The sequence below is a fragment of the Paraburkholderia sp. Cpub6 genome (assembly GCF_014201065.1).
GTDB classification, from domain to species: Bacteria; Pseudomonadota; Gammaproteobacteria; order Burkholderiales; family Burkholderiaceae; genus Paraburkholderia; species Paraburkholderia tuberum.
Genome location: NZ_JACHDM010000038.1, coordinates 22,897 through 49,642, shown reverse-complemented (window position 1 = coordinate 49,642; position 26,746 = coordinate 22,897). Strand labels below are relative to the sequence as shown.

Below are 26,746 nucleotides of genomic sequence, written 5' to 3'. Positions count from 1 at the left end.
CGCTCGACCGGAATGCTCGCTGGATCGACCACATGACACTCGATACCGCGTGCCCGTAGCGCCCGATAGATCCAGAACGCGTCCTGGCCGGCTTCTTAACTCACGACAAGGTGCACGCCCGCGGGCAGCGACCACTTCAGCTTCTGTCGTTCGATCACTTCCAGCACGGCCTGTAGGCGCGCGGGGGCTTGCGGTTGCGCTACGGTGTACACCGCCGGCTGCTCCCGCTGCCCGTCGTGCAACGCTACCTTCCACTTCGCCGCAGCGAGTTCGAGTGACACCGCCAGCGCCGGTTCCGCAGTACGCGTGTATCCCTGATCTGTACGCATGATGCTCTCCCGTGAGCAAACCTCGGTACGCCGATTTTAGGCGTTAGCCAGTCGACGACCTGGATGCTTCATAGGATCTGTTTTCAGCGCGGTTGTTCACGCGCGCGCAGGCCTTGACGAAAACCTGCTTCACATTCGCTAGCCCAGGGATCTCTGCTTTCGCGGCCGGGTAGCTTCGCAGCTGGTCGGTGACGATTTTCTTCGGCGCGACAGAACAGGCCGCCAACACCCGTTTGAAGAAGCGTTTGGCCGCCGCCTTGTCGCGCCGCTTCTGAAGCAAGGTGTCGAGTTCAATGCCGTGCTCATCGACTGCACGCCACGGCAGCCAGGGCTCGCCGCGTAGTGTCACGAACATCTCGTCGAGGTGCCATGTGCTGCCCGGCTTGCGCCGGGCAGTCTTGACCTGACGCGCAAAACCGGCACCTTACTTGTCCGTCCACCGCCGGATCGATTCATGGCTGACAACCACGCCGCGCTCGAACAGTAGCTCCTCGATGTCGCGAAGGCTGAGTTGAAAGCGGAAATACCACCGAACCGCGTGGCTGATGACTGACGCCGGGAATCGATGGCCATGGTAGAGCGATTTCGTCGTCTTCATCGCGTCGTCTTAGCTGACCAGCGCGCTAACGTGACAATGCCGATCAGCCTGCATTGCCCGCTTACCGACAAAACGCGGCATCTATTCGGTCTCGCCGAATTCGAGCGAATGAAGCGCAGCGCGTCACTCGTGAACGCCGCGCGCGGCGGTATCGTCGACGAGGGGGCGCTAATCGAGGCACTCGACCGCAAGCTGATCGCAAATGCCGCGCTCGACGTCCTCGAGCAGGAACCGCCAGCGGCCGATCATCCGCTGCTATCCAGCGCGCGCACCGATCTGATCGTGACGCCGCATGTTGCATGGCGGACCCAGGTGGCCATGACGCGGCTCGTCATGCAACTCGCACAAGGCATCGAAGAGCATTACGCGCAGCATTGAGAACAGCACTTGAAGAGGCCGTGCCGCGTCAGCGCCAGCGTGCGAGCGGCGCACGTACAGGTCGAGACGGCCAGCGTCGTCCCAGAGGAGATCCGCCAGCCACAAGCGACGCTCAAAGAGCGCAAGCAGCAGGTGGAGCGGCGGGTCGGACAATCACCACGAGCGTCGCTCCCAAATCAACGCGAGACGTTCGCTTAACAGGATTCGAACCACCGCCTTTCGGCCCTCGTGAACTCTCGCACAATCGGACCTTGCAGACAGTGATGCCGCTTCAATAAGTTTCAATCTCGTCCATGCGCTTTCGACCGCCGAACACTTGCGTTCGCGCCGACACATCGTCGCCTTCGTGCTACACACCCCACCTTAGCGCCGGCGTGTGCACCGCGCTGTCCCAATGCTTCGTCATCTCTTCGTCGAGCATGCAAAGTGTGATCGAAGCGCCCGCCATCTCGAGCGAAGTGGTCAGCGCGCCCACCTGCACGCGCGCAATTTTCAGATCGCGCTTTTGAAGCCAGGCGCGCGTAGAGTTAAAGAGAAGATAAAGCTCGCCAAGCGGCGTGCCACCAAGGCCGTTCACAAGCACCAGCAAGCTAGCCCCCGCAGGTGGCTTGAGATCGTCGACGATAGCCGTTAGCAACTCCCCCGCGATCGTGTCGGCCGACGCAAATTTCGCGCGCCGCCTGCCCGGTTCGCCATGAATGCCGACGCCGACTTCTATCTCATCGTCGCCGATCTTGAACGTCAGCGTGCCAGCTGCCGGCACCGTGCAACTGGAGAATGCGACACCCATCGAAGCCGTGTGCTTGTTGATCCGGTCGCCAAACATCTTGCATTCATCGAGGTTCGCACCGCTTTCAGCCAGGCTGCCCACCAGTTTCTCGACGATCACCGCGCCCGCAACCCCGCGCCGTCCGGTCGTATAGCTGGAGTTCTCTACCGCGACGTCATCGTTGATGAGGACCATCGCATTTGGCACCTCGGACATCTCCGACGCCATTTCGAAGTTCATCAGATCGCCCGAGTAGTTCTTCACGATGAAGAGCACGCCGGCGCCGGTATCGACGGCCTTGGCGGCGGCCATCATCTGGTCCGGCGTCGGCGACGTGAAGATCTGGCCCGGGCAAGCGGCGTCGAGCATGCCATTGCCGACAAACCCTGCATGGAGCGGTTCGTGCCCCGAGCCGCCGCCCGATATCAGCGCGACCTTGCCAGGCTTCAGGTCCTTGCGCCGCACGAACACCGGTTCGCGATTGAGTACGACCAGGTCGGCATGGGCTGCGGCGAATCCTGCCAGACTCTCGGCGAGAAAATCGTCCACATGATTGATGAATTTTTTCACGGTCTCCTGCTCCTTTATCCGTTGGGTTGCGCAAGCCGCGCGCATACCGAAGCAATCATGATCTGGCTGGAGCGCGCGCCGGGATCGATATGTCCGCGCGAACGCTCGCCGAGAAACGACGCCCGTCCCTTGGTCGCCAACATGTCGCGGGTCGCAAGCATATTCTGCTCGGCGACTTGCGGCAGCGTGTCGAGCACCACGCGCGCCGCAGCGCTTTCTGCGGCAAGTTCCTGGAAGCGCTTCGCGACCGGAATCAAAACGTCCATCATCGTCTTGCTACCGACGCCGGTCTTGCCGCGTTGCCCGACGGCCTCGACGGCCGCCGCGAAGATGTGGGCGAAGCCGGTCACATCCATTGCATGGCCCACGGACGCTTTCGCCATTCCGTTCAGCAACGAGAAGAACAATGGCCCGGACGATCCGCCCACCGTGGAGAGCACCTTGGAAGCCGCGATCTCGAGCGCGGGGCCGAACGCTTGCGCCTCGATCTCCGCGCGCACCGCAAGCAGGGCTTCCATGCCGCGCAGCAGATTGAAGATATGATCGCCATCGCCGATCTGCTGGTCGAGTGACGCGATCTCGTCGGTATGCTCCTTCAACGTCGCATAGGCAGCGTCGATGCACGCCATGACCGTTTTGCCGTTCATGTCGGAACCCTCCTGCCGTCGGCACGGAAATATAAAAGGCTGCGCGCCGGCAGCGACACGCCGACCGCTTGCCCCGGCAAAAAATTGCGCTCCGCAACGGTCGTTGCGACGACGGCGGTTCCCGCGCGATCGAGAATCAGCAGATGGCGCAGCGGCGAATATTCGAGCACCGTCAGATTGAGTGCGTCCTGTACGCCACGCGCATCGCCCACGTCAGGGTCATGCAACACGATGTCCTCGGGACGGATCGCGACAGTCGCCGTTCCCTTCGGCAGGTGCGCCGAATCGAACAGCATGGGCGGCAGCAGGTTGATCGGCGGAGAGCCGAGCCGCTGCGCGGCGCTGAGCGACACCGGATTGCCATACACCTCGCGCGGCGTGCCGAGCTGCACGAGACGCCCATGTTCGAGAATGCCGATGCGATCCGCGAGCGTGGTCGCTTCGACCTGATCGTGCGTGACGTAGATGATCGTCGCGCCGATCGTACGATGCAGGCGCTTGAGTTCGATGCGCAACTCTTCACGCAGCTTCGCATCGAGCGACGACAGCGGCTCGTCCATCAGAAACACCTTGGGTTGCCGCACGAGCGCGCGCCCTATCGCCACACGCTGCATTTCGCCGCCGGACAGATGCGTCGCCATGTTCTGGAGCTTTGATTCCATGTGCAGCATCTCCGCGACCGCGTGAACACGCGCACGCACGTCCGCCTCGCTGATGCGCCGTCTTGGCGAGCGCAACGGAAACGCCAGGTTGCCAAACACGGTCAGATGCGGATACAGCGAATATTGCTGGAAGATAAACGCGACGTCGCGATCGGACGGATGCACGCCGGTCGCAAGCGCACCGTCGATCAGCACGTTGCCCGCATCCGGCCGCTCCAGCCCGGCGATCAGACGCAGCGTCGTGGTCTTGCCTGCGCCGCTCGGCCCGAGCAGGACCACGAACTCGCCGTCCATCACATCGATCGAAAGATCGTCGACCGCGACGATATCGCCAAATCGTTTCGACACATTGCGCAACTGGATTTCAGCCATGAGCTTCTCCGTGTGCAGGAATCGTGTGAGCGGCGCGCGGCAGCAGCCGGCCGCTCTGCGCGTCGTACAGCAGCGTGCGTTCCTTGCGGAACGACAAACCGACCGGCGATCCGGCAGGCAAACCATCGTCTTTTCCCACCCGCACCCTCATCACGCCCAGCGCGGTCTCGACCACCAGCACCTGATGCGAACCGAGGTACTCATCGGCGATGACCTTGCCGCGCAGCGGGCCGTTCTGATCGATCGCCACATGCTCGGGACGAATGCCCAGCAGCACACGTTCAGCGGCGACTTCACAGTGAGGCACCTGGACCTGTACCCCGTGCAGACGGACTTCTTCGTGCCCCGCGTCCACGCCGCCATCGACTGGCAGGAAATTCATCGGCGGACTGCCGATGAAGTTGCCGACGAACACCGTTGCCGGAAAGTGATAGATTTCGTGCGGCGGCCCGGCTTGCAGCAATTCACCCTTATTCATCACGACAATGTCGTCGGCCATCGCCATCGCTTCGCTCTGGTCGTGCGTCACATAGACGGTCGTGGCGGAAAGCGCGTTATGCAGCTTGCGCAACTCAAGACACATCAGCTCACGAAAATCCGCGTCGAGCGTGCCGAGTGGTTCGTCCATCAGGAACGCCTTCGGCTGCCGCACGATCGCGCGGCCCAGCGCGACGCGCTGCCGATCGCCGCCAGACAGCCCACCGGTCTTGCGATCGAGAATGTTCTCGATACGCAGCAGGTGCGCGGCTGCATCCACGCGTGCCGCGATCTCCTTGCGCGACACATGCTCGTTCTTCAGCGGAAAGGCGATGTTATTACGCACTGTCATATGCGGATAGAGCGCGAACATCTGGAACACAAACGCGATGTCGCGCTGGCGCGCGCGCAATGCCGTCACGTCCTCACCGTCTATCAGAATCGTGCCGGAGGTGGGCAATTCGAGGCCGGCTATCATCCGCAGCGTCGTCGTTTTGCCGCAGCCGGAAGGACCCAGCAACACGACAAAGCGCCCGGCGCCGATCGTCAGACTGGTGTCGCGCACCGCGACGAAGTCGTCGAAGCGCTTGTGAAGGTTGGCAAGAACGATCGTGGACATGGTGTCAGTCCGGGAAATGGCTGGTCACGACGAACGCGAGCGCGCCTACCAGGATGACCGGAAACGACCATGTGAACAACGTCAACGAAAACGGCTGCACCAGCATCGCCATGCCGAGAACAATCAGTGCAGTCGACACCGCTTCGCTGTAGCCACGGCGCAGATAATGTCTTTGCGGCAAAACGGAGTCTCGTTTCATTTGCGCACCGCTCCGAAGGTGATGCCGCGCAACAAATGTTTGCGCAGCACCACAGTGAAGATAAGGATAGGCAGCACGAACAGGGTCGTCGCCGCCGCGACGGCCGGCCAGTCCTGCCCGCCTTCGCCGATGATGAACGGAATGAACGGCGGCATGGTCTGCGCATCGCCGCTTGTAAGCAGTGACGCGAATGCATACTCGTTCCACGCGAAGATCAGGCAGAAAATCGCGGTTGCGGCAATGCCGGTGATGGCCTGCGGCAGCACCACCTTGACGAAAGCCTGCAGCCGCGTGTACCCGTCGACGAGCGCGGCCTCCTCGTATTCGCGTGGAATCTCGTCCATGAAGCCCTTCAGAAGCCAGACGGCCAGCGATACATTCACCGCCGTATAGAGGACGATCATGCCAACATAGCTGTCGCTCAGGCCGAGTGCCCGATACATCAGGTAGATCGGAATCGCGACTGCGATCGGCGGCATCATGCGCGTCGACAGGATGAAGAACAGCAGGTCGTCGGCGAGCGGTACCTTGAAACGCGAAAACGCATAAGCCGCCAGCGTGCCGAGAAATACCGCGAGAAAGGTCGAGCCGAAACCGATCACGAGCGAATTTACGAAGCGCGGCAAGACCTTCGAAGGCCCGGCGATCACCATGTTTCGCCTGCGCACATCGCGCTCATACCAGGTCTGCGCGGGCGGCAGACTGGCGATGAACTCGGGAGTCTGCCGCGAACGGATCGTGAACAGGTTCACATAGCCTTCCATCGACGGCTGAAACAGCAGCACGGGCGGATAGGCAATCGCGTCTTCCTGCGTCTTGAAACTCGTCAGGAAGATCCACACCATCGGCAAGGTTGCAACCAGCGCGTAGGTGATGACAACCGCCGCGGCGAAGCGCTTGCCGCGTGGCGACGACGCCACCACCGAATGTTGGGTCGTAGTCGGTCTCATCGCTGTTTCACCCGGTTGAGGGCCTTGACATAGATGTTCGCCGCACCGAACACCGTCACAAACAGAATGATGGCTAGCGCCGAAGAGTAGCCCGTCTGCCATTTCTCGAAAGCGGCACGCTTCAATGTGATTGACACGGTTTCAGTCACCGAACCCGGACCGCCCGAAGTCAGCAGGTTCACCATGTCGAACATCTTGAAGTTCTCGATGCCGCGAAACAGCACGGCGAGCATCAGGAACGGCAAGGTCATTGGCAATGTGATCGACCAGAACTGCCGCCACGGTGTGGCGCGATCCACTTCAGCCGCTTCGTAGATGTAGTCGGGAATCGACCGTAGGCCCGCGAGGCAGATGAGCATCACGTAGGGGGTCCACATCCACGTATCGACCATCACGATGGTCCACGGCGCGAGCGACACGTCGCCGATCATCTGGAATGAACCGGGCGCAATGCCGGTGAAGAAGCCGACGATATCGTTGAAGAGGCCCGTTTGCGGTTGCAGCAGAAAGGTCCAGAAGTTGCCCACGACTGCCGGTGACAGCATCATCGGCAGCAGGATCAGCGTGGTCCAGAAGCTATGACCGCGAAACTGCCGGTTGATCAGCAACGCGAGGCCGAAACCCAGTAGAACCTCGAGTCCGACCGACCAGAACACGAAACGCGCCGTCACCTGCATCGCGTACCAGATGTCTTCGTCGCTGAGAATGTCGACGTAGTTGTCGATACCGACAAAGCGCGCCGGCACACTCGGCATATTCGACTTGAAGTTCGTGAACGACAGACGTAACGCCCAGATCAACGGAAAGATGTTGATCGCGAGCAGCAGCAGGATGGTTGGAAGGATGAACAGCCACGCAATGGCTCTGTCCGATAACCCGGCCAGACGTGTGCGCGCATGCGCCGACGCCCGCGACTCCAGCCCCGCCGACGAAAAAGGCTTGTTTGCCAACATGCCTGGCTCCTTTAAGCGGACCGGCGGCATCCGTGCAGGGGCCGCCGGTCCAGTCCTGGATACACGCTAATTCTTACCTTCGGCCTTGAAGACCTTGTCCCAGTCTTTGACCAGCAGATCCAGCGTCTCCTTGGCCGTGCCTTTGTCGGCCACCACATAGTCATGCACGCGTTTTTGCATGTCGAGCAGCAATTCTGCATAGGCGGGTTCAGCCCAGAAGTCCTTCACGATCGACATCGACTTCAGGAATGCCGGCGCAAAAGGCGCACTCTTCGGAAAGTCGGGCGCATCCACCACCGACTTCGCCGCCGAATAGCCGCCCAGCTGCCACCATTTCTTCTGAACATCCGGCTGCGCGAACCATTTGATGTACTCGAGCGCGTCGTCCTTATGATCCGAATAAGAGACGACAGAAATGCCCTGTCCGCCAAGCTGCGTGTACTGCTGCAATTCACGCGGATTGACGAAGAAACCAATCTTGTCGCCGCCGACGTTCGGGTCTTTGTAGAGTCCTGGGAAGAATGCAAACCAGTTCATCTGCATCGCCACCTGGCCAGACTTGAAGGCGTCCAGTCCTTCCTGCATGTACGCGTTGGTCATGCCGGGCGCCGTGCAGCACTTGTAAAGCGCCTTGTAATACTCCAGCCCCTTGACCGCGCCCGGCGAGTTGACGAAGCCGTCCAGGTGATAGGGTTTCTTGGGGTCTTGATACTCGAAGCCGAAGTTGTAAAGCGCATTGGTCACCCCCATCGTGATTCCTTCAGAACCGCGCTCTGTAAAGATATAGGCACCGTACACGGTCTTGCCATCGATCTTGCGGCCTTGGAAGAACTCGGCCGTTTGCTTGAGTTCGTCCAGCGTGCTGGGTGGTTCGAGTTCGCGTTTATATTTCTGCTTGAACTCGGCGCGTAACTCAGGGCGCGCGAACCAGTCCTTGCGATAGGTCCAGCCAACTGCATCCGCCATGGCGGGCAACGCCCAGTAGTTCGGCGTATTCTTTGGCCACTCCGCATAACCGACGACGGTCGCCGGCACGAAGTCGTTCATCGATATCCTGTTCTTCGCGAAAAATTCGTTGAGCTTGACGTAGTGTCCATTGACCGCGGCGCCGCCAATCCACTGGCTGTCCCCGATGATCAGATCACATAGTTTGCCATGCGAATTAAGCTCGTTGATGAAGCGATCGGCGTAACTGGTCCATGGTACGAACTCGAATTTCATTTTGATGCCGGTTTTGCTCGTGAAATCCTTCGACAGTTCGACGAGTGCATTGGCCGGGTCCCATGCCGCCCAACATAACGTCAACTGCTTGCCCTGTGCTTGCGCGCCCGTTGCCATGCCGAGTCCCAACGATATGATGGCCGCCGCTATTACCCTTGCTGACGTAAGACGTAACATTTGTCTTCTCCTTGTCTTTCTCGGGTCTCCAACCTGCTATGGAACAGCGCCCATGCGCCGGGTGCTGTGTTTCGGCTCCAGCGGACTCAGACTGCAATCCACGTGTCGCGAGCTTCAGGCATGCGCATTCTCACGAAGATAAATCCGGGTCTCCGGCGTTGGGATGGCGAGCGCGCCACGCACGTCGTTAAGAAAATTGATGGCGGCGAGGCCTGCCCAGTGAACGATGCCGCGCACATCCTGATCGAGGATCACGTCGATCGCGCGCTCGGACAGTTGCGCGCGAGTCTCCGCGGTGCATTCATGCCCGATCAGTACCAGGCGTGCCTTGTCGCCGGATTCCTGCAATGCCGTGGCGATGCCTGAGATGCCGCCACCTGTCACATACATCCCGACCAGATCCGGGTGACGCGCAAGAAGCCCCTGCACGGCAAGGCCTGCGCCCTCGTCGTCTTCGGCGAAGTCTGGTTCGGCGATCCAGCGCAGGTTGCGAAAGTCCTCTTCCAGTACCTGCGAAAAGCCGGTGCGTCGTTCCAGTTGATCGTGCAGGCGCGACGAGGCCGATAAAATCGCCACCGTGCCGAGTCGCGCGCCGAGAAAGCGGCCCATCAAAAGTCCTGCGGTGCGGCCAGCAATCCGGTTATCGACGCCTACATACGCAGCGCGGCGACTTGCGGGCAGATCGGAGAACACCGTGACAACGGGCACGCCCGCGTCGCTCATATCCTCAACGAGGCGTTCGACCGCGGGGTAGTCGAGCGGCACAAGCACGAGTGCGTCGTAGTCGATCACCTGCTCAGCGAAAGCAATGGTGTCGCGATGACTCGCGAAATCGCAGCGGTAGAACGACGGAATGATGCGGTGCTCGCGAAAGAAGCTGGCGGACAACGCGATATTGCGCTCGACGTGGTCGAGGAAGCGCGAATTGACCTGAGGCAGAACGAAGGCCACCCGATACGTATTGATCTTGGCGGGGCGACCGCGACTTGCGCGTTCGTCGCGCAGGGCCGCCAGCGCGAGATGGACGCGATCTGCCGTTTCCGGACGCACAGCCTGGTCGTCGCGCAACACACGATCGACCGTGGCCACGCTAACGCCCGCGCGACGCGCAATCATCATACGTGTAGCCGGCATGTGTCTCCTCCGGTGCCGAACAGAAGCTTTTGGTTAAATCAAGGTAGTTTTTTCCGCGACAAATGCAAGTTTTTTTGCGGCAATAAATGCATCATTCCTGACGGCAATAGGGAATCGCGTTTGAGCGTGCATGTCTGAATGCATGAACTGCCTAAATCAGAGGGCGGTGCGTTGCACAAAAATGTACTGGGGCACCGCCTTGCATCGACTACGAGGAACACTGCACAGAACGCGATTGGATTGGTGCCTTATTCGGGGTCGTGGCCATTTTGTGTGCTGTGCGCGTGAGCTTCGTAGCGGGCAATCGGTGACCGCGGTCAAAGCGTTGTCGCGCGATCGCTCGCATTCGGCGCAGCGCGCGTGGATCGCTAAAGATGTGCCGCTATGCGGATATCGATAGACGGTCGCCGCCATTGACGCGTAGCTGAGAATCCGCACCCATCATTCGCTGGTTGTCCGGCACCGGCACGGTCCAACAGATAGCCGAACTCATCCGTGTATTTGCTGCGCCTTAAGCTACTGCCGCGAATCGACGGCCAGCTTCAGTGAGGGACGCAAGTGGTTTTGGTATCGCGGCGGAACGCCGTTCGATCATTCGCATCCGCTTCATCTGCAGATGGTCGAAGCTGGATCGTTCCGCGAAGATCTCTACTATCGCCTGAGCGGCGCGACGCTGCGGATACCGCCGCTGCGCGAGCGCACCGATATCCGCGATGTGATCGATACGGTGTTCAACGAGGAAGCCCAGGCGGCCACGCATGCGCTGATGCTCGATCCGCAATTCGCCGGGCGTCTTGCCGCTTTTTCGTGGCCCGGCAACATCCGGCAACTGCGCAACGTGCTGCGCTATGCGTGCGCGGTCTGCGATTCGGCTCGCGTCGAGTTGCGGCACGTGACGCCGGACTTCGCGGCGCAACTCGCGCCCGCCGTCACGCCGGCGCTCGCGGCGAACTCCACGTCGCCGGCCAGCGCCGACGACGAGCGGGCACGGATCGTCGCGGCACTCACGCGTTGCCAGTGGCGGCCTAACGCCGCCGCGCTGGCATTAGGCATATCGCGCGCGACGCTGTACCGGCGCATCGCGCGGCTGGGCATCGTCGGGCCGCATCGCACATAAGCGGCATCGCGATCGCCCGTCTGAGTCTGCCACTGTGCAGACAGCGTCCGATTCCCACGCCCTCACCCGCAGAGTGAAATCTTTTCGCAGTTCGTCCATCGCGAGCGAAAAGATTTTATTTCGGCACAACCCTGCTCCCATGCGCAGTTTGTGCCGACAGACAGGCATGACTTGCCGGACTCAGTGATCGGTCGCAACGAGAGACCACCCACGAGCGCGCATCGAATGTCCTGAACGGCTCACGCGACGCACTCGCGACCCGAAGGACTCCCCAACTTCTCTCCGGATTCCTTGCGGGCCGCCTCGCGGCAGCTCGCGCTATTGTCATGATTGCGCGACGTCAATTTCTTGGTTGTCTCACTGCGCTCGGCGGAAGCGTCGTATTGAGCGCGTGCGGCGGTGGTGGTAGTGGTGGTGATAGCGGTACTGCGGATGCCGGCGGCTCTTCCACGGGCAATTCCACGAACCCGTCGAGCACGACGGCGGCACCCTCTGCGGGCACGGCAACCTCCGGTATCGCGACCTCGACGGGCTCGACCAGCTCCGGTATTACGACTTCGACTAGCGGCACGACGACGGTGGCGAACGGCTCATCGCCGACCGCCTCGACTGGAACGGCCTCCACCGGTTCGTCCGGCTCGACCTCGGGCGACAGTTCTGGCGCTCCATCGGACCCGAACTCGGGGTCACCCGGCAACGCTTCGAACGCTTCGCCACAGAACACGACCATCCCCCCGGCGACGGTGATTATCGACAGCCAGAACGCGTCGTGGACCCTGGTCGGCGGATCTGTCTACAGGAACGGTGTCGCAGCGGGCAACGCCTACAACGTCTCGTTGATACTCTGGTACGGGGGTACGATCTATCACGAGGGAACCGGCGGCCAATTTTACGGATGGAATGGTTCGGGATGGCAGTCGTGCAATGACCCACGTTTGGGCGGCACCTCCGTCGACGGCACCATGATCCCGCCCGCGTCGTATCTGATCGACAAGGTCGGCGCGATATGGACCGTCGTGAACGGTGTCGTGTACCGCAATCGGAGTGCCGTCGGCACGATGTCGAATGCTGCGCTTCTGCTGTGGTACGGCGGCAAGTTCTGGGCACAATCGACCGGCGGTCAGTTCTACGTGTGCGCCGATGCGGATGAATGGTTGCCGTGCAACGATCCGCGCATCGCGACCGCGGCGCCGGCCGGCTCGTTTCACGGTATCAACGGGCATTACGATTATTTGTATTCGACGTCGCAGCTCGTGTCGATCATGCAAGCCCTGGGCTGCTCGACGTACCGGCTCAGCTGTACCGACTACGCACCGCAACTCGCCGCGGTCGTGGCGTTGGCACAAGCATTCCAGCCAGCGGGCTTGACCCTTTTCGTGCTGATCGATGCCGGCATCTACGACGGTAACGGCAACCTGTTCACGAGCGAATCGACCGCCTACACACGCGGCTTCAATTGCGCGGTAACTGTTGCGACGGCGTTGCAACCCCACGGCGTGACCCTGTATGAATGCGGCAACGAACTGACGCGCACGAACGGAATCATTCTCGACTCCACCAACGCAGGAACGAGCGTCGTCGACTTCAACAATGCGAACTGGCCGCTAATGCGCGGCGTGATGCGCGGCATGATCGACGGGGTCAAGTCGGTGCAGGCGGATGCTAAATGCGGCGTCAACTTTTGCGTCGCGGACACCGGTGCATCCGACGCTCTGTGGGATGGCAAGCAGCCCGATGGCACGAGCGGCCATCCGACCGTCAGGTGGGACTTGACTACGTGGCACAACTACGAGGTGTACGGCGACATCTTCGATATCGGCTCCGACGGGTCCGGCCCCGGCTTCGATTTGCCCACCTATTGCAAGGCCCGATATGGCGTCCCCTTCGTGATCTCGGAATGGAACACAGGACCGGAACAGACCGAGGCGTACCGGGCCAACTACATCACGTCGCGCCTGCTCACTTACTATCAGGCGAGAAAGACGAAGAACATTCAATCGGCGATGTATTACGACCTCGATAGCGGGGACGCAACTTACGGTCTGATGATCAACGGCACGGCGCTTGCGCTTCCGTACAATGCGTTCGCGAGTTTTGTCGCGAGCCATCCCGATAGCTGAGCGTCCGCACTCGCTGAGTCCGCGCGCTGCCTACGGTCGATTCGACCTGCGTGAGACGTTGACGGATAACCCGTCCCGGCCGAGACCGCGATAGGTCTCGTAGCCCGGGGCGACGAGTTGCGAGAGTCAGGCGACCTCTGTTGCAACGCGGCTGTGTCCGTGCATCACGTTACGCCCACAGCCGCATCGCTACAACGCACGATTCGTGCAATCAGAAGATCAGAACTGGTGTCGCAGTCCCACGGTGACCGCGACCTGCGTGCCCGTCGACGATGGCGAGAGGGTATTGATCATCGCATCTGCGAGCACGGAATCCGCCGGCGCGCCATGAACATGCTGATAGACGCCTTCCAGGTACACGTCGGTACGCTTGCTCAACGAATAGTCGGTCTGCAGCATGACCGAATTCCATTTTGGAGAGGCTTTCGTAGCCCCCTGGTTGTAAGCACCGTCAGTGAACGTATAGGCACCGGATACGCTCCACGCAGACGTCACCGAGTAGTGTGCGTTCACCTCGTAATTGTCCAATCGCAGATTGCCGCCAAGCGGCAGATAGCTGCCGAGGCCCAGCGAGATGACGCCCGCCATGTTGTCGATCTGAGTATGGCTCCACACGAATCCGACAGTTGCGGGGCCGAACGTGTAATTGCCGCCGGCGCCCCAGATACGCTGGCGCTCCGCGATGAAGTTCGCGCTGCCGTCGCCCTGCGCGATTGCCCCATTCGGATTCGTGCCCGATACGCCACCGCCTGCGTTATTGAACTGCAGGTACCCGCCAGCAAGATTCACTGGGCCCTGCGCATAACCTACGCTAAAGCCGTACGCGCGATTGTCAGCGAATCCTCCCGCCTTGTTGCTGAACGAATACATGCCTTCGAACGTCACGCCGGCATAGGTCGGGCTCACATACTTGACCGAGTTGTTGACGACCACCGAATCAGCCGCCAGGTTGTCGTTCTCGAACGGGTGTGCGGCGAGGTTGCCACCCCACGTGTTGCTCCCCGCAGTGATCGGTCCGAGCTGGTCGTTCAGCACATCGAACTGGCGGCCCAACGTCACGGTGCCGAGATTGTCGCTTTGCAACCCGACCCAGGCCTGAGAACCGAAGGCGTCGCCCGGAAAGGCCTGGCTACCGTTGTTTAGATTGAAGCCCTGCTCGAGTTTGAAGATCGTACGAACACCACCTCCCAGATCTTCAGTACCCTTGAGGCCAAACACCGTATTCTGCGTGGAGCTGGTCGCCATTTGCCAATTGCTATGACCGGCCTGGTTGTTGGTATAGATGAGTCCCGTGTCGATAAGACCGTACAGGGTCACGCTGTTTTGCGCATACGCGGAAACCGAAAATGCGCCGAGGACCCCGATTGCCAGCAAGGTTTTTTTCATGTCTTTATGCCCCATTTGCGATTACGGAAAAATAGAACAGCTTTTTCTTAATTGGAGTTCTATCCCGGGACATTCCACCTGGGATGGTCAGCCCGCGCCGATCTGCTTCTAAATCGAAATGTGCTTTCCAATCGCATCAAACAAGCAGAATGGCCACAAGCTGACCGGCGGTCGCAATCACGATCGCCAGATCAACCGGATTGGCCAGAAGAAATCCGAGAAAATCTGAATCGACGGCGCGCGTGCGCCACATCCCGACAAAGCCGACCGACAGAATCAGCCCGAATAAAAAGTCGAATCCGAATCCTGCGGCGAGCCATCTGTTATGCCTGACGACATGTTCGGCGAATGCGAACATTGCCAAAAAGGCGATTTGCGACATGAGAACAACCAGTACGACAACATGCTGCTGATTATTCTTTTTCATCGGCTGGCGGAAATCCGGTTGCTCGAACCCGGCACGACCTCCTCGCTCGTCTGGCCGAACTTCGGCAGTACGGGCGCGTACCTGGCAGACACCCGCATGCTCTCAAGTACGAAGGGTGCTCCGACTTCTGTCGCGGCCTGGCCGCTGTAAGCGCCAGGCCCCAACCCAAGGCACGCAGGCGCCCTGCCCCGCATGGCAGCGATGCCGGCAGGTACGCGGCACCCCAAAGGAGGGGCGGTGACCGTCGTACCCGCTCCATCCGCGGCGCAACCGTTATTCGACCGCCTCGCCATGCAGCACCAGGTCCAGTCCTTCGCGCTCTTCTTCCTCGGCGACACGCAACCCCATCACTGCGTCGATTGCCTTGAGCAGAACAAACGAGACCACCCCGCTGTAGATCAGCGTCGTCGCGACACCCTTGAGTTGCAGCATCACGTCACCGTCCGCGCCGCCGATGTCCTTGACCGCGAACACGCCGGTCAGCAGCGCACCGACGATCCCGCCGATGCAGTGCACGCCGAACGCGTCGAGCGAATCGTCGTAACCGAGCTTGTGCTTGAGCCACGTGGCCGCCCAGAAGCAGACCACACCCGCGACGATACCGATCACGAGCGCGCCGAGCGTGCCGACGAAGCCCGACGCCGGCGTAATCGCCACCAGACCCGCGACCGCGCCCGACACGATACCGAGCACCGACGGCTTGCCCTTGGCTGCCCATTCGGCGAACATCCACGCGAGCGCCGCCGCGGCGGTCGCCACCTGCGTCGCGAACATCGCGAAGCCGGCACGGCCATCCGCTGCCACCGCCGAACCCGCGTTGAAGCCGAACCAGCCGACCCACAGCATCGCGCCACCGATCAGCGTGAGCGTCAGGTTGTGCGGCGCCATCGCTTCCTTGCCATAGCCGACGCGCTTGCCGAGCACCAGACAGCAGACCAGACCCGCGATACCGGCGTTGATGTGCACCACCGTGCCGCCCGCGAAGTCGAGGATGCCCGCGCTAGCCAGCCAGCCGCTCGGCTCCCACACCATGTGCGCGATCGGCGAGTAGACGATGATCGACCACAGCGTCATGAACACCAGCATCGCCGAGAACTTCATGCGGTCCGCGAACGCACCGGTGATCAGCGCCGGCGTGATGATCGCGAAGGTCATCTGGTAGACGAAGTAGACCGTCTCGGGGATCGTCGGCGCGAGATGACTGACGGTCAGCGTCGTGGCCTTGTCGCCCTTGATGTAGTTCATGCCCGTCATGAACACGCGCGAGAAGCCGCCGATGAACGAGCCGCCCGGCGTGAACGCGAGGCTGTAGCCGACCACGGTCCAGACGATCGTCACGACACAGGTGATCGCGAAGCTTTGCATCAGCGTCGCGAGCACGTTCTTCTTGCGGACCATGCCGCCGTAGAACAGCGCGAGACCCGGGATCGTCATGAACAGCACCAGCGCGGTGGAGGTCAGCATCCACGCGGTGTCGCCGGAGTTGATCTTCGATGAATCGACCGAGAACGGTGCGGTTGGGGCGGCCGGTGCCGATGCAGCGGCATCCGCCGCGGCCGGTGCCGCTGGAGCCGCGGACGCTTGCGCGACCGGCACGGAGGCGACCGCGGGCGCCGAGGCGTCTTGCGCGAATGCGGAGCCCAGCCCGCCGGCGAGCAATGAGCCGGCCATCAACAACGTCATCAACAGTTTGCGCATCTCTCTTTCCTCTTATCCCAGTGTTTTTTATAGGGCGTCGGCGCCGGTCTCGCCGGTGCGGATCCGGATCACCTGTTCGATCGGCGTCACGAAGATCTTCCCGTCACCAATCTTTCCGGTACGCGCCGCACGCTCGATCGCCTCGATAGCCTGATCGACGATGTCGTCCGGGACGGCGACCTCGATCTTCACTTTCGGCAGGAAATCGACGACGTACTCCGCGCCCCGATACAGTTCGGTGTGCCCTTTCTGACGCCCAAAACCCTTGACCTCCGTAACCGTGATTCCAGAGACGCCAAGCGATGACAAGGCTTCTCGAGCCTCATCAAGCTTGAATGGCTTGATGACCGCACTGATTAGTTTCAATTTGCCTCTCCGTTGATCGCCCATCCCGATGCTCGCTGCGAATGACCGCGGCTCAGCGCGCGGAGACGTTCAAAGCAACTTTCATGCCATTCGCACGACAGGTATTGGAGCGGGGAATTATCGGAGGAGCCGAACTTCGGGTCCTCCGGCGGTCAGACGGATGTTGTGAGGAAGGGAGCGGGATTGGGCGGCAGCACTGTCAGAAGGCTTCTTGGCGGAATGCGGCAGACGGACTGAATGTACCCAGGCACCATGTGCGAGCGCGTTCCCCTGTCGTCCGCCCAATCGGGGGCACGCGTGCACGGTTCTGCCGCTTGTCATTACATTCATTAATCGAAGCTTCCAGGTTTCCACTCGCACGCCCGACGCTCGCGAGCGTTCAAGAGGTCGAGCGCAACTCCGCCGTGATAACGTGCAAAGACATCGCAACTCGAACAGGAACAGACCAGGATGATTTCGCATGTTTTCGTTGGGGTTAATGACTTTGACCGTGCGTTGAAGTTCTATTCGGTCGTCATGAGCGAGTTGGGACATCGACTGAAGTTTTGCGAGCCAGATAAACCGTGGGCTGGTTGGATGGCTGAGAGTATGCCGCGCCCGCTCTTCCTTATCGGCAGGCCATATGATGGCAACGCAGCAGAACACGGAAACGGTCAAATGGTGGCATTGCTTGCGCCTGATCGTCGTTCAGTCGACAACGCATACGCTAGCGCGCTGGCAAACTCAGGTTCTTGCGAAGGTCCTCCCGGCTTGCGAGCACACTATCACCCGGACTATTACGGGGCGTACTTCCGCGACCCGGAGGGAAACAGGATTTGCGTTTGTTGTCACGATCCCGTGACTCCGTAGCATTCGCAAAGCCCCGAACACGCTATACACCGGCCTATTTTCGAAGCGGTACCCGCTTCGACTTGAAAATTGCCGTCGAGGCGGCGCGAGCGGTCGACGGGATCGGGTCGGCTACTGTTCAGTGAACCTAACATTCGGTTGACTTCCTGAGGCATTCGTCACCCCCGATGATCCCGTCGAGGGCTTCCATTCAGCAAGTCAGTCGTTAGTCGAGGTAATCTTGATGAACGGCCTCAGTTCAGGATTTGACAGAGCGAGAAGATTGAGCGTCGCCCCGCCGAACCGACGCGCGAACTCATCGTCCAGCGTATTGTTGTAGTCGGCCACCGGCAGTTCTAAAGGAAACTGTCGCGTGGTAACCGCCAGCACCTTTTCAACGTCAAGCGTATAGGAGACTAGTGCCTGCTTTTCCTCGGACCACATGACCACGACACATCGCTTTTGGGGGTGAGTTACCATTCAATATCCTCTGCATCGTTGATAGTTCTGAAATGCTCTCTGCGAGCACACATCCATGAATCTCTGCCCACCCATTGCCATCCGATAGGCAGTGCATTCGTCCATGTCTCGTTCGTACTGCGCGTGGCATTCTGCGTCGTGCGCTTCGCTCACTCCGCGCGCCGCGATGCTCTGCACATCGTCGCTTATCGCGTCCGGTGTGTACTTGAACGGCTGCGCATTGTCGAAGTTCTGCGGCACGCGTGGGGTGTCGCGGTAGAGCGACCTTAGCATGTCCGCGTTGGCCAGTTTCTGCGCGCGTACGGCGGCTGAGCGGGAAGCCTTTTCCCGCTGCTGCCGTATCGCCTGCACGCACTTGCGCATCTCGTCCCGTTCGGGAACAAAGAGCAGGTTGCCGTTCTTCACTTCGTTGTATAGAGCCTTGGCGATCTCATGGTCGTCCATCCTGTGCATATGAAAGCGGTTTTCACTCCGGCCGAGCATATCGCGTAACTCGTATGGCTGATGCGACACCAGCACGGATGGGCTATGTTGTAGCCACGCTGCGCGCGCTTCTTCCATGGCCTGCACAGTGTCGTCGTGTGCTTCGCGAGGTACGCTCGCCGGCAATGCAAAGTGGAACCACCGGTCCACGTCAAACAGCCAGGGAGACTCGATGTGAAGGTAGAACGATCTGCTAAGGCTGATCGAAAAGAAATGTCCGTGCCGCCTTTCATTGGCGCCGCGATGAGAGCCCAGGGAAACTGAATGCATAGTGCCTCACAGGCAATAAAGGAGGCCCGATTGTGCAACAAGGCACCATCTCAAAAAACCCCGAATTAAAGCGTGTTAGGAACTCCGATTGAGAGCTGGGATCCTGGCGGGATGAAAAGAGCAGACTGAAAAGGTTATCCGACTGATGCGTCGGATGAAAAATGAAGTTTCGCGGCGCCGTGCGGCGGCCGGTCGCGAGAGCGAGCCACGCGCACGTGCTTTGGAAAAACGCTCTAAAGAATACTGTCCAACGCCTTGGCGAGCCTGGCGACCACGCCTTCGACGTCATGCAGTTTGTCCAGGCCAAATAATCCGACGCGGAAGGTTTTGAAGTCTTCTGGCTCGTCGCATTGAAGGGGAACACCGGCCGCGATCTGCAAGCCGGCATCGGCGAATTTCTTGCCGGATCGTATGCCGTCATCGTCCGTATAGCAGACCACGACGCCAGGAGCCTGAAAACCTTCAGCAGCCACGCTTTTGAAACCTTTGTCACTCATGAGCGAGCGAATGCGCTTGCCGAGTTCAAGCTGCTCAGCTTTGACTTTCTCGAAGCCATATGCCTCGGTTTCCTTCATGACGTCGCGCAGCGTCGCGAGACTGTCCGTGGGCATCGTGGCGTGATACGCGAACCCGCCGTTCTCGTAGGCTTCCATGATCTGCAGCCATTTCCCAAGATCACAAGCGAAACTGCTGCTGGTCGTTGCGTCGATTCTTTCGCGGGCGAGAGGGCTGAGCATGACCATTGCGCAGCAGGGTGACGCGCTCCATCCTTTTTGCGGTGCGCTGATCAGGACATCGATGCCGCTGGCCTGCATGTCCACCCAGATCGTACCGGAGGCGATGCAATCCAGGACAAACATGCCGCCGACGGCATGCACCGCGTCGGACACCGCGCGCAAGTAGGCATCAGGCAGCATCATCCCGGATGCGGTTTCGACATGCGGCGCAAAGACCAGATCCGGCTTGTTTTCCTTGATCGCAGCGACGACTTCTTCGATCGGAGCCGGTGCATATGCGGCCTGCCTACCTCGTTCGACCGGACGCGCTTTCAACACCACCGATTCAGACGGAATGTCGCCCATGTCGAAAATCTGCGACCAGCGGAAACTGAACCAGCCATTGCGGATGACCAGACACTTCCTGTTCGTCGCGAACTGCCGGGCGACGGCTTCCATGCCGAAAGTCCCGCTGCCCGGGACGATAACGGCCGACTTCGCGTTGTAGACTTTTTTCAGGGCGCCGGAAATATCGCGTACGACTCCTTGAAAGAGCTGCGACATGTGATTGATCGATCGGTCGGTGTAGACGACCGAATATTCGAGGAGTCCATCGCGGTCGACATCGGGAAGTAACCCTGGCACGTTCGCCTCCGGTAATTGACGAGTAAAAGAATCGAAAACAGATTCTAACGAAAGCTGCCTGCAACGGCATCGGCCGAGACGCCCCCGCCCTTCTTCGATCGCAGTCGCCCCCAAAGGTGGCGCCGCTCGCCTCGTCCCGACTGCTTCTCAGGGGAAGATCGGTGTCGTGGGCTCCGCGCCCTCGATATCGGCCTTCGGAAAATGCTGCGCGACCATCTGCTCGATCTCCTGTTCGCGCGATCCAGGCACGTCGGCCATGATCAGGAGCTGGCCGTCACGGATGGCGTCCCGAAAGCGCTCGAGTCGTGCATTCGGTTCGGCGACGCCGATCATCGCGGCCGTCCAGGCCCCGAAGCCGGCACCCGCCAACGTCAATGCGATGACGGCTCCGCCCGCAATAACGAGCTCCGCGGGAGGAAACGCCAGCGCCACGAGGCCGACAAGCGCTCCGGTCGCACCGCCGAGCGCCACGCCTCGTTCGAGCGAGTGCACGACGTCGCTGCTCTGCAGCAAAGTTGCCTCGGGTAACTGTTCGAGTGCGACGCTGTGATTCGCGAGAACATGGATATGTCGCCATGTGATCCGCGCCCGCAGCAAGTCGTCTACGATCGCCTTCGCCGTCGACGTGTCAGATGCGAGGAAATAAAGACGTCTCATCTCGACCCTCCATCAATCAAGCCGTCCTCAAACGGGACTATGCCGTTCATCGTACGCCTGCGGCAGGCAAAAGTTGGCTCTGGGCAGGTGCGTGCCGTGTTTGGATGGATGGTCGCCGCTGTATGCCAGCTTACAAATTCGGAAAACTTCTCCTGGAGACATAGGGTTGAGCAAACATCTGCTGCCAGACTATTTCGCGTAGTTCCGGCAAACCATGCAGGTTTGCGGTCCACATTACGTTAGGCGTCTAAACGGAGGCAAACGATGACACGCGTTCGCGTTGCGGGCTTCACCATTTCGCTCGACGGATACGGTGCAGGCCCGAATCAGGACATCAACAATCCGCTCGGCGTTGGCGGGACGGAACTGCATCAGTGGCTAGTCCCAACCCACACGTTCCAGCAAGCCTTGTTCGGCAAGGACGGCGGTACGACCGGGGTTGACGATGATTTCGCCGTCCGCGGCTTTCAGAATGTCGGGGCCTGGATTCTTGGGCGCAACATGTTCGGACCCATTCGTGGGGACTGGCCGGACACAAACTGGAAAGGCTGGTGGGGAGACAATCCACCGTATCACGTTCCAGTCTTCATCTTGACCCATCACGCTCGTCCCCCCATCGAGATGGCAGGCGGCACGACGTTCCACTTCATAACAGGAGGCATTCGCGAGGCGCTCGACCGTGCACGCGAGGCCGCTGCCGGAATGGACGTGCGGATTGGCGGTGGGCCGGACACAATTCAGCAGTATCTTCGCGAGGGCCTCATCGATGATCTGCACATTGCCGTCGCGCCGGTCCTGCTCGGCCGGGGAGAATCGCTGTTCGAAGGGGTCGACTTGCGGGCTCTGGGATACGAATGCGTTGAATTCGTAGCGTCGGAGAAGGCCGCGCATGTCGTCCTAAGGCGCCAAGGGCACACGGACGCCTAAGCACTCGCTGAAGGCCTCTTGTACCGCATACTTCAGTGAATCACACCACCGAAAGGATCGACATGGTTGCTGACCTTGCACGCTCCTGGTTGACCTGGAGCGCGCCTGCAGCCGCTGCGCAGGCCTCCGGTCGCCCGCTCGTGGCGCTGGAATCGACCATCATCGCCCACGGCATGCCCTACCCGGAGAACGTTCGCACTGCGCGCGAAGTGGAAGCCTTGATCCGTGACGCGGGTGCCGAGCCGGCGACTATTGCGCTGATCGATGGGCGAATCCACATCGGCCTTTCGGATGACGAGCTGGAAACGATCGGCCGATCGGACCACGTACATAAGGTCAGCCGCCGCGACCTGCCGGCCGTGCTGGCCGGCGGCGGGCTGGGCGCCACGACCGTGGCTGGCACGATGATATGTGCGGCGTTGGCCGGCATCGAGGTCTTCGTCACCGGCGGCATTGGCGGCGTACACCGAGGCGCGCATGAAACCTTTGACATCTCGGCCGACCTGCAGGAACTGGCGAAGACCTCGGTGGCGGTGATCTGTGCCGGTGCGAAGTCCATCCTGGACATCGGGCTCACATTGGAATACCTGGAAACCCACGGCGTGCCGGTGCTCAGTTGCGAACAGGACAATTTTGCGGCGTTCTACACGCGTGACAGCGGCTTTCGCGCGGACTTCAGGCTGGACGACGCGGAGGAACAGGCACGGTTCATCCGCACCAAGTGGGACCTGGGCCTCGACGGCGGTGTGGTGTTGAGCACTCCGGTGCCGGAAGCCGCAGCGATGTCGTTCGAAGAGATCGACGCGCTGACCCAGCAGGCGCTCGACGAGGCCGCTGCACAAGGAATCACTGGCAAGGCCGTCACCCCCTTCCTGCTGGCGCGCATCAAGGCGTTGACAGGCGGGCGCAGCCTGGCGACAAACATCGCGCTCGTGAAACACAACGCCGAGGTCGGCGCAAGGCTGGCGCTAGCGTTGGCACGCTCAAAGCCCAGCACAGGCGCGGTGTAGCCTCACTGCCGTTTCGCGCGGCTGGCGATTTCCTTGACGGCCACCGCGCTGATTCGAGCCAGTGCCGAAGCTGCCGCCGCCCCGGGGCGCAGGGCTCCACGAAGCCAGCCCCGTGCTATCTTTGACGGATTCGACACCTTCCTCTCAGGAGGGCGCGTGGACGTCGCCGTGTGGCTGCACAGCCTCGGAATGGAGCGGTATGAACCGGTGTTTCGCGAGAACGCCATCGACGCCGACGTGCTTCGCGATCTCACCGCGGACGATCTGAAAGAACTGGGTATTGCGTCGGTTGGTCATCGCCGCAAACTGCTCGATGCCTTGACTGAATTGCGGGCGCGAACCGGGCCCCGGCATAGCGGCGCGAGCCCAGGCGAGGCGAAAGGCGAACGACGGCAGGTCGTCGTCCTGTTCGCCGATCTGTGTGGCTTCACGCGGATGAGCCGTGACGTCGACGCGGAGGAAGTACTCGCCGTGCTCGATCGCTACTTCGAGCAGGTTGACCGCACCATCGAGCAGCATGGCGGGCACGTCGACAAGCACGTCGGCGACTGCGTCATGGCAGTATTCGGCGCGCCGGTCTCGCATGGCAATGATGTCGAACGCGCCGTGCGGGCGGCACTCGCGATCAGGGACGGGATGCCCGACCTGTCGCGTGCGCTCGGCCGCCCGGTCTGCGTGCATATCGGCATCGCCGGCGGCGAAGTCGTCGCAAGCGGCACCGGTAGCGCGACTCACAGGGAATACACCGTCACCGGCGACACGGTCAACCTCGCCTCGCGTCTCACCGATGCGGCTGAGCCGGGGACGATCCTGATCTCGGAAAGCGTGCGACGCCCGCTGGCTGATAGCCTGGACTGTGTCGAACGCGGCGCGCTGTCGGTCAAAGGTTTCGCGCAAGCGGTCACGGCGTGGTGTATTGCCGGCCTTCGGCGCTCACGCCCGGGCCGGCCGTTCGTCGGCCGGCATCATGAGATGCGGCAGTTTCGATCCGTGCTCCATTCGTGCCGCGACACCGGAGGCGGACGCACCGTTCTGCTGCGCGGTGAGGCCGGGATCGGTAAAACACGCCTGGTCGAGGAATTCGAACGCGAGGCGCGGGAGTCAGGATTCCTTTCTCATACTGGCCTCGTGCTCGACTTCGGTGCGTCAACCGGACGTGGCGCAATCCGGTCTCTCGTGCGCGGCCTGTTGGCAGCCGACGGCTCAACTGACGGAGCTGCGAGTGCCACTGGCGTCGAGCACGCGCTCGCCAGCGGTTTGATCGACGCTGGCGACGCACTCTTTCTCGAAGATCTGGTCGATTTGCCGATGGGGTTCGAGGACCGGGCAGTCTACGACGCCATGGACAATGAAATGCGCGTTCGCGGCCGACGCAACGCCCTGACCCGCCTCGTCCAACGCGCGAGCCGCCAGCAACCTCGGGTACTGGTCGTCGAGGATATTCACTGGTCGGACGAATCGACGCTTCGCGACCTCGCCGGACTGTCGGAAACCATGACGGGATGTCCGGCCGTACTCGTGCTGACAGTGCGGACGCACGGCGATTCGAGTGAAGAGCCGTGGCGCGTGGCGACCGGCGGACCTTATTCGCTGATCGATCTGGGTCCGCTGAGCGCCGGCGACGCGCATGCGATGGCCAGATCGTTTCCCGGGACGCAGGCAGCTCTGGCGGGACGCTGCATCGAGCGGGCGGCGGGCAATCCGCTGTTTCTCGAACAGTTGCTGAACGATGCGCAGGACGGCGAAGGGACCGGCGTGCCGGGGTCGGTGCGAAGCCTCGTACAGGCGCGGCTCGATCGGCTTGATCCCGCCGATAAGACTGTGCTGCAGGCTGCCTCGGTGCTCGGCCAGTTGTTCGAGAAGGAGGCGGTCGATTTTCTCGTCGATGGCGCTGGCGCCGATGCGGATGCCGGCGTTGCGCTGGAACCGCTTGTGATCGGTCTGCTGTTACGACGTCAAGGCACCGGATTCATCTTCCATCACGCACTGATTCGCGACGCCATTTATGACGGGCTGCTGAAAAGCCGGCGCCGCGATTTGCATCGTCGCGCCGCACAGTGGTACGGCGAGCGCGACCTCGTCCTGCGAGCCGAACATCTCGATCGCGCGGGAGAACCCGGGGCAGCGCTCGCCTATTGCGAAGCAGCGCGCTCGCAGGCGTCGGGGCACCGCCATGAAGCCGCGCTCCGGCTTGTCGAACGAGGTCTCGATCTCGCGGATCAACGTAGCGACCGCGCCGCACTCGAGTGTCTACATGGCAGCGTCCTGCATGACCTGGGCGACATGAAGTCGGCACTTCATGCATTCGAAATCGCCCTCGAATATGCGACGACGGACGCGGAGCGTTGCCGCGCATGGATCGGGCGGGCCACGGTGAAGCGGATCATCGACGATCTCGACGGTGCATGGGCCGACCTCGACTCCGCCGCTGAAGCCTCCCAAGGCCTGCTGCGCGAAGAGGCGCGCATTCACTTCCTGCGCGGCAATCTGTGTTTTCCCCGCGGCGATATCGACGGCTGCGTGCGTGAGCACGGGCGCAGCCTTGCCCTCGCGCGCGACGCGTGTGATCCCGAACAGGAGGCGGCCGCGCTCGGCGGCCTTGGCGATGGCGAGTACATGCGCGGCCGGATGATCAGCGCCCACGTGGCCTTCAGCCGCTGCATCGAACTCTGCCAATGCCATGGCTTCGGACGGATCGAGGTGGCCAACCTTCCGATGCGGGCGATCACGACGTGGTTTACCGGCGAAGCCGCGCGCGCGCTCGACGCCGCGCTTGCCAGCGTCGCCGCAGCGCAGAAGGTGGGGCATCCCCGCGCACTCGCCGTCGCCCATCACGCTGCCTGGCACTGCCTGCACGATCGCGCGGAGTGGGATCGCGCGTGGGAGCACGTCGCTCCTGCGCTACAGTGCGCGCGCGAGCTGAAATCAAGGCGCTTCGAAGGTGAAGCGCTCGCGTTTCGCGCGGAATTGCATCGGGTCGCCGGCCGTCCGCGCGAAGCGCGCGCCGATATCGAAGCGGCGCTGTCGATCAGCCGGGAGACCGGCATGAACTACCTGGGCCCCGCTTATCTCGGTGTGCTCGCGCGCACGACGGACGACCCCGTTGTCTTCGCACAGGCGCTCGCGGAGGGCGAAGCTTTGCTCGCGGCCGGAGCGGTGAGCCACAACCACTTTCTGTTTCGACGTGATGCGATAGATGCATGCATCGACCGCAAACGCTGGGATGCGGCCGCGCATCATGCTGCGGCCCTTGAAGACTATGCACGCCGCGAGCCAACGCCCTTTTCCGGATTTTTTGTGGCGCGCGCACGGGCGCTTGTCTCGTATGGAACCGGCAATCGCGATCCGGCATCGCTGAAGGAACTCCAGCGGCTACGGCAGGAGGGCAGCGGCCTGGGTTTCCTTTATGCGCTCCAGGCGATCGAGGCCGCGCTTTCGGGCGAGGCCGATAGAGGAGGATAGGGTCGCCGCGCTCACTCCTGTTGACGCCGTCCAACCATCACCGTATCTTGCAATCCAAGGTAAAGCGACATGACACGGCAGTTGTGTCTGACTGTTCTC

At 61.3% G+C, this 26,746-nt stretch carries 24 protein-coding genes and 3 pseudogenes; 8 read left to right on the top strand and 19 right to left on the bottom strand.

What is annotated here, in order from left to right; genetic code table 11:
• Both HDG33_RS34135 and HDG33_RS34130 read right to left on the bottom strand, forming a co-directional pair.
• Positions 1–329, bottom strand: a pseudogene (locus HDG33_RS34135) (IS110 family transposase); the annotation flags it as partial.
• Positions 330–387: 58 nt separating this feature from the next.
• A pseudogene (locus HDG33_RS34130) lies at positions 388–927 on the bottom strand (IS6 family transposase); the annotation flags it as partial.
• Positions 928–963: 36 nt separating this feature from the next.
• On the opposite strand from HDG33_RS34130, the gene HDG33_RS34125 reads away from it, so the two are divergent.
• A complete protein-coding gene (locus tag HDG33_RS34125; RefSeq protein WP_260330682.1) occupies positions 964–1,305 on the top strand; it encodes an NAD(P)-dependent oxidoreductase in 342 nt (113 codons plus the stop codon).
• 349 nt (positions 1,306–1,654) lie between these two features.
• Here the strand turns inward: HDG33_RS34125 and dhaK are convergent, their stop codons facing one another.
• From dhaK to HDG33_RS34080, 9 genes are all read right to left on the bottom strand, one after another.
• Entirely contained in the window at positions 1,655–2,644 is a 990-nt protein-coding gene (gene dhaK / locus HDG33_RS34120) for a dihydroxyacetone kinase subunit DhaK (protein ID WP_184039992.1), read from the bottom strand.
• A 14-nt stretch (positions 2,645–2,658) separates the two neighbouring features.
• On the bottom strand, positions 2,659–3,291 hold the full coding sequence (dhaL, locus tag HDG33_RS34115; protein ID WP_184039989.1) for a dihydroxyacetone kinase subunit DhaL: 633 nt from the start codon (positions 3,289–3,291) through the stop codon (positions 2,659–2,661).
• A complete protein-coding gene (locus HDG33_RS34110; RefSeq protein ID WP_184039986.1) occupies positions 3,288–4,325 on the bottom strand; it encodes an ABC transporter ATP-binding protein in 1,038 nt (345 codons plus the stop codon). Before HDG33_RS34110 ends, dhaL begins: the two co-directional genes overlap by 4 nt.
• Positions 4,318–5,421 (bottom strand): ABC transporter ATP-binding protein, encoded by a 1,104-nt coding sequence (locus HDG33_RS34105; protein WP_184039983.1) that lies wholly within the window; start codon positions 5,419–5,421, stop codon positions 4,318–4,320. Before HDG33_RS34105 ends, HDG33_RS34110 begins: the two co-directional genes overlap by 8 nt.
• A 4-nt stretch (positions 5,422–5,425) precedes the next feature.
• Positions 5,426–5,620 carry a hypothetical protein gene (locus tag HDG33_RS34100; protein WP_026226094.1) on the bottom strand — a complete coding sequence of 65 codons (195 nt, stop codon included), beginning with the start codon at positions 5,618–5,620 and terminating at the stop codon, positions 5,426–5,428.
• A complete protein-coding gene (locus HDG33_RS34095; protein WP_184039979.1) occupies positions 5,617–6,570 on the bottom strand; it encodes a carbohydrate ABC transporter permease in 954 nt (317 codons plus the stop codon). The genes HDG33_RS34100 and HDG33_RS34095 overlap by 4 nt, the downstream gene beginning before the upstream one ends.
• Positions 6,567–7,523: a carbohydrate ABC transporter permease gene (locus HDG33_RS34090; protein WP_184039976.1), complete on the bottom strand. Its 957-nt coding sequence runs from the start codon at positions 7,521–7,523 to the stop codon at positions 6,567–6,569. Before HDG33_RS34090 ends, HDG33_RS34095 begins: the two co-directional genes overlap by 4 nt.
• A 66-nt stretch (positions 7,524–7,589) precedes the next feature.
• Positions 7,590–8,921 (bottom strand): ABC transporter substrate-binding protein, encoded by a 1,332-nt coding sequence (locus HDG33_RS34085; protein WP_184039973.1) that lies wholly within the window; start codon positions 8,919–8,921, stop codon positions 7,590–7,592.
• A 114-nt stretch (positions 8,922–9,035) separates the two neighbouring features.
• Positions 9,036–10,055, bottom strand: coding sequence for a LacI family DNA-binding transcriptional regulator (locus HDG33_RS34080; RefSeq protein ID WP_184039969.1), 1,020 nt, complete (start codon positions 10,053–10,055; stop codon positions 9,036–9,038).
• Between the two features lie 613 nt (positions 10,056–10,668).
• Between HDG33_RS34080 and HDG33_RS34075 the strand changes: the two are divergent.
• Both HDG33_RS34075 and HDG33_RS34065 read left to right on the top strand, forming a co-directional pair.
• Positions 10,669–11,172: pseudogene (locus HDG33_RS34075) on the top strand (helix-turn-helix domain-containing protein); the annotation flags it as partial.
• Positions 11,173–11,498: 326 nt separating this feature from the next.
• Positions 11,499–13,292, top strand: a complete 1,794-nt coding sequence (locus HDG33_RS34065) for a hypothetical protein (protein ID WP_221311628.1) — start codon at positions 11,499–11,501, stop codon at positions 13,290–13,292.
• Positions 13,293–13,511: 219 nt separating this feature from the next.
• Here the strand turns inward: HDG33_RS34065 and HDG33_RS34060 are convergent, their stop codons facing one another.
• Positions 13,512–14,678 (bottom strand): porin, encoded by a 1,167-nt coding sequence (locus HDG33_RS34060; protein ID WP_184039961.1) that lies wholly within the window; start codon positions 14,676–14,678, stop codon positions 13,512–13,514.
• A gap of 136 nt (positions 14,679–14,814) precedes the next feature.
• Positions 14,815–15,060 (bottom strand): hypothetical protein, encoded by a 246-nt coding sequence (locus HDG33_RS34055; RefSeq protein ID WP_260330679.1) that lies wholly within the window; start codon positions 15,058–15,060, stop codon positions 14,815–14,817.
• 21 nt (positions 15,061–15,081) lie between these two features.
• On the opposite strand from HDG33_RS34055, the gene HDG33_RS34050 reads away from it, so the two are divergent.
• Positions 15,082–15,255, top strand: a complete 174-nt coding sequence (locus tag HDG33_RS34050; RefSeq protein ID WP_184039955.1) for a hypothetical protein — start codon at positions 15,082–15,084, stop codon at positions 15,253–15,255.
• A 123-nt stretch (positions 15,256–15,378) separates the two neighbouring features.
• Here the strand turns inward: HDG33_RS34050 and HDG33_RS34045 are convergent, their stop codons facing one another.
• Positions 15,379–16,803, bottom strand: coding sequence for an ammonium transporter (locus tag HDG33_RS34045; RefSeq protein WP_184039952.1), 1,425 nt, complete (start codon positions 16,801–16,803; stop codon positions 15,379–15,381).
• Between the two features lie 27 nt (positions 16,804–16,830).
• A complete protein-coding gene (locus HDG33_RS34040; RefSeq protein WP_026226100.1) occupies positions 16,831–17,169 on the bottom strand; it encodes a P-II family nitrogen regulator in 339 nt (112 codons plus the stop codon).
• Between the two features lie 450 nt (positions 17,170–17,619).
• Between HDG33_RS34040 and HDG33_RS34035 the strand changes: the two genes are divergently transcribed.
• On the top strand, positions 17,620–18,018 hold the full coding sequence (locus tag HDG33_RS34035) for a VOC family protein (RefSeq protein WP_184039949.1): 399 nt from the start codon (positions 17,620–17,622) through the stop codon (positions 18,016–18,018).
• A 198-nt stretch (positions 18,019–18,216) separates the two neighbouring features.
• On the opposite strand, the gene HDG33_RS34030 is transcribed toward HDG33_RS34035, so the two are convergent.
• The 4 genes from HDG33_RS34030 to HDG33_RS34015 form a co-directional block, all read right to left on the bottom strand.
• Positions 18,217–18,477: a hypothetical protein gene (locus HDG33_RS34030; protein WP_184039945.1), complete on the bottom strand. Its 261-nt coding sequence runs from the start codon at positions 18,475–18,477 to the stop codon at positions 18,217–18,219.
• Positions 18,478–19,110: a hypothetical protein gene (locus tag HDG33_RS34025; protein WP_311548414.1), complete on the bottom strand. Its 633-nt coding sequence runs from the start codon at positions 19,108–19,110 to the stop codon at positions 18,478–18,480.
• A 353-nt stretch (positions 19,111–19,463) separates the two neighbouring features.
• Positions 19,464–20,591 (bottom strand): aminotransferase class V-fold PLP-dependent enzyme, encoded by a 1,128-nt coding sequence (locus tag HDG33_RS34020; protein WP_184039940.1) that lies wholly within the window; start codon positions 20,589–20,591, stop codon positions 19,464–19,466.
• Positions 20,592–20,738: 147 nt separating this feature from the next.
• Positions 20,739–21,248, bottom strand: a complete 510-nt coding sequence (locus HDG33_RS34015) for a DUF1269 domain-containing protein (RefSeq protein WP_184039937.1) — start codon at positions 21,246–21,248, stop codon at positions 20,739–20,741.
• Between the two features lie 264 nt (positions 21,249–21,512).
• Between HDG33_RS34015 and HDG33_RS34010 the strand changes: the two genes are divergently transcribed.
• The 3 genes from HDG33_RS34010 to HDG33_RS34000 all read left to right on the top strand — a co-directional run bounded on the left by HDG33_RS34010 (position 21,513) and on the right by HDG33_RS34000 (position 26,647).
• A complete protein-coding gene (locus HDG33_RS34010) occupies positions 21,513–22,175 on the top strand; it encodes a dihydrofolate reductase family protein (protein WP_184039934.1) in 663 nt (220 codons plus the stop codon).
• Positions 22,176–22,237: 62 nt separating this feature from the next.
• Complete coding sequence (locus tag HDG33_RS34005; RefSeq protein ID WP_090811608.1) at positions 22,238–23,185, top strand: pseudouridine-5'-phosphate glycosidase; 948 nt, start codon at positions 22,238–22,240, stop codon at positions 23,183–23,185.
• Between the two features lie 156 nt (positions 23,186–23,341).
• Complete coding sequence (locus HDG33_RS34000) at positions 23,342–26,647, top strand: adenylate/guanylate cyclase domain-containing protein (protein WP_184039997.1); 3,306 nt, start codon at positions 23,342–23,344, stop codon at positions 26,645–26,647.
• The last annotated feature ends 99 nt before the right edge of the window (positions 26,648–26,746 follow it).

Coding starts and splice junctions, on each gene's coding strand:
- HDG33_RS34125 (WP_260330682.1), top strand. CDS start 964: ATGCCGATCAGCCTGCATTGCCCGCTTACCGACAAAACGCGGCATCTA.
- dhaL (WP_184039989.1), bottom strand. CDS start 3,291: ATGAACGGCAAAACGGTCATGGCGTGCATCGACGCTGCCTATGCGACG.
- HDG33_RS34110 (WP_184039986.1), bottom strand. CDS start 4,325: ATGGCTGAAATCCAGTTGCGCAATGTGTCGAAACGATTTGGCGATATC.
- HDG33_RS34105 (WP_184039983.1), bottom strand. CDS start 5,421: ATGTCCACGATCGTTCTTGCCAACCTTCACAAGCGCTTCGACGACTTC.
- HDG33_RS34100 (WP_026226094.1), bottom strand. CDS start 5,620: ATGAAACGAGACTCCGTTTTGCCGCAAAGACATTATCTGCGCCGTGGC.
- HDG33_RS34095 (WP_184039979.1), bottom strand. CDS start 6,570: ATGAGACCGACTACGACCCAACATTCGGTGGTGGCGTCGTCGCCACGC.
- HDG33_RS34090 (WP_184039976.1), bottom strand. CDS start 7,523: ATGTTGGCAAACAAGCCTTTTTCGTCGGCGGGGCTGGAGTCGCGGGCG.
- HDG33_RS34085 (WP_184039973.1), bottom strand. CDS start 8,921: ATGTTACGTCTTACGTCAGCAAGGGTAATAGCGGCGGCCATCATATCG.
- HDG33_RS34080 (WP_184039969.1), bottom strand. CDS start 10,055: ATGCCGGCTACACGTATGATGATTGCGCGTCGCGCGGGCGTTAGCGTG.
- HDG33_RS34065 (WP_221311628.1), top strand. CDS start 11,499: ATGATTGCGCGACGTCAATTTCTTGGTTGTCTCACTGCGCTCGGCGGA.
- HDG33_RS34060 (WP_184039961.1), bottom strand. CDS start 14,678: ATGAAAAAAACCTTGCTGGCAATCGGGGTCCTCGGCGCATTTTCGGTT.
- HDG33_RS34055 (WP_260330679.1), bottom strand. CDS start 15,060: ATGTCGCAAATCGCCTTTTTGGCAATGTTCGCATTCGCCGAACATGTC.
- HDG33_RS34050 (WP_184039955.1), top strand. CDS start 15,082: ATGCTGCTGATTATTCTTTTTCATCGGCTGGCGGAAATCCGGTTGCTC.
- HDG33_RS34045 (WP_184039952.1), bottom strand. CDS start 16,803: ATGCGCAAACTGTTGATGACGTTGTTGATGGCCGGCTCATTGCTCGCC.
- HDG33_RS34035 (WP_184039949.1), top strand. CDS start 17,620: ATGATTTCGCATGTTTTCGTTGGGGTTAATGACTTTGACCGTGCGTTG.
- HDG33_RS34030 (WP_184039945.1), bottom strand. CDS start 18,477: ATGGTAACTCACCCCCAAAAGCGATGTGTCGTGGTCATGTGGTCCGAG.
- HDG33_RS34015 (WP_184039937.1), bottom strand. CDS start 21,248: ATGAGACGTCTTTATTTCCTCGCATCTGACACGTCGACGGCGAAGGCG.
- HDG33_RS34010 (WP_184039934.1), top strand. CDS start 21,513: ATGACACGCGTTCGCGTTGCGGGCTTCACCATTTCGCTCGACGGATAC.
- HDG33_RS34005 (WP_090811608.1), top strand. CDS start 22,238: ATGGTTGCTGACCTTGCACGCTCCTGGTTGACCTGGAGCGCGCCTGCA.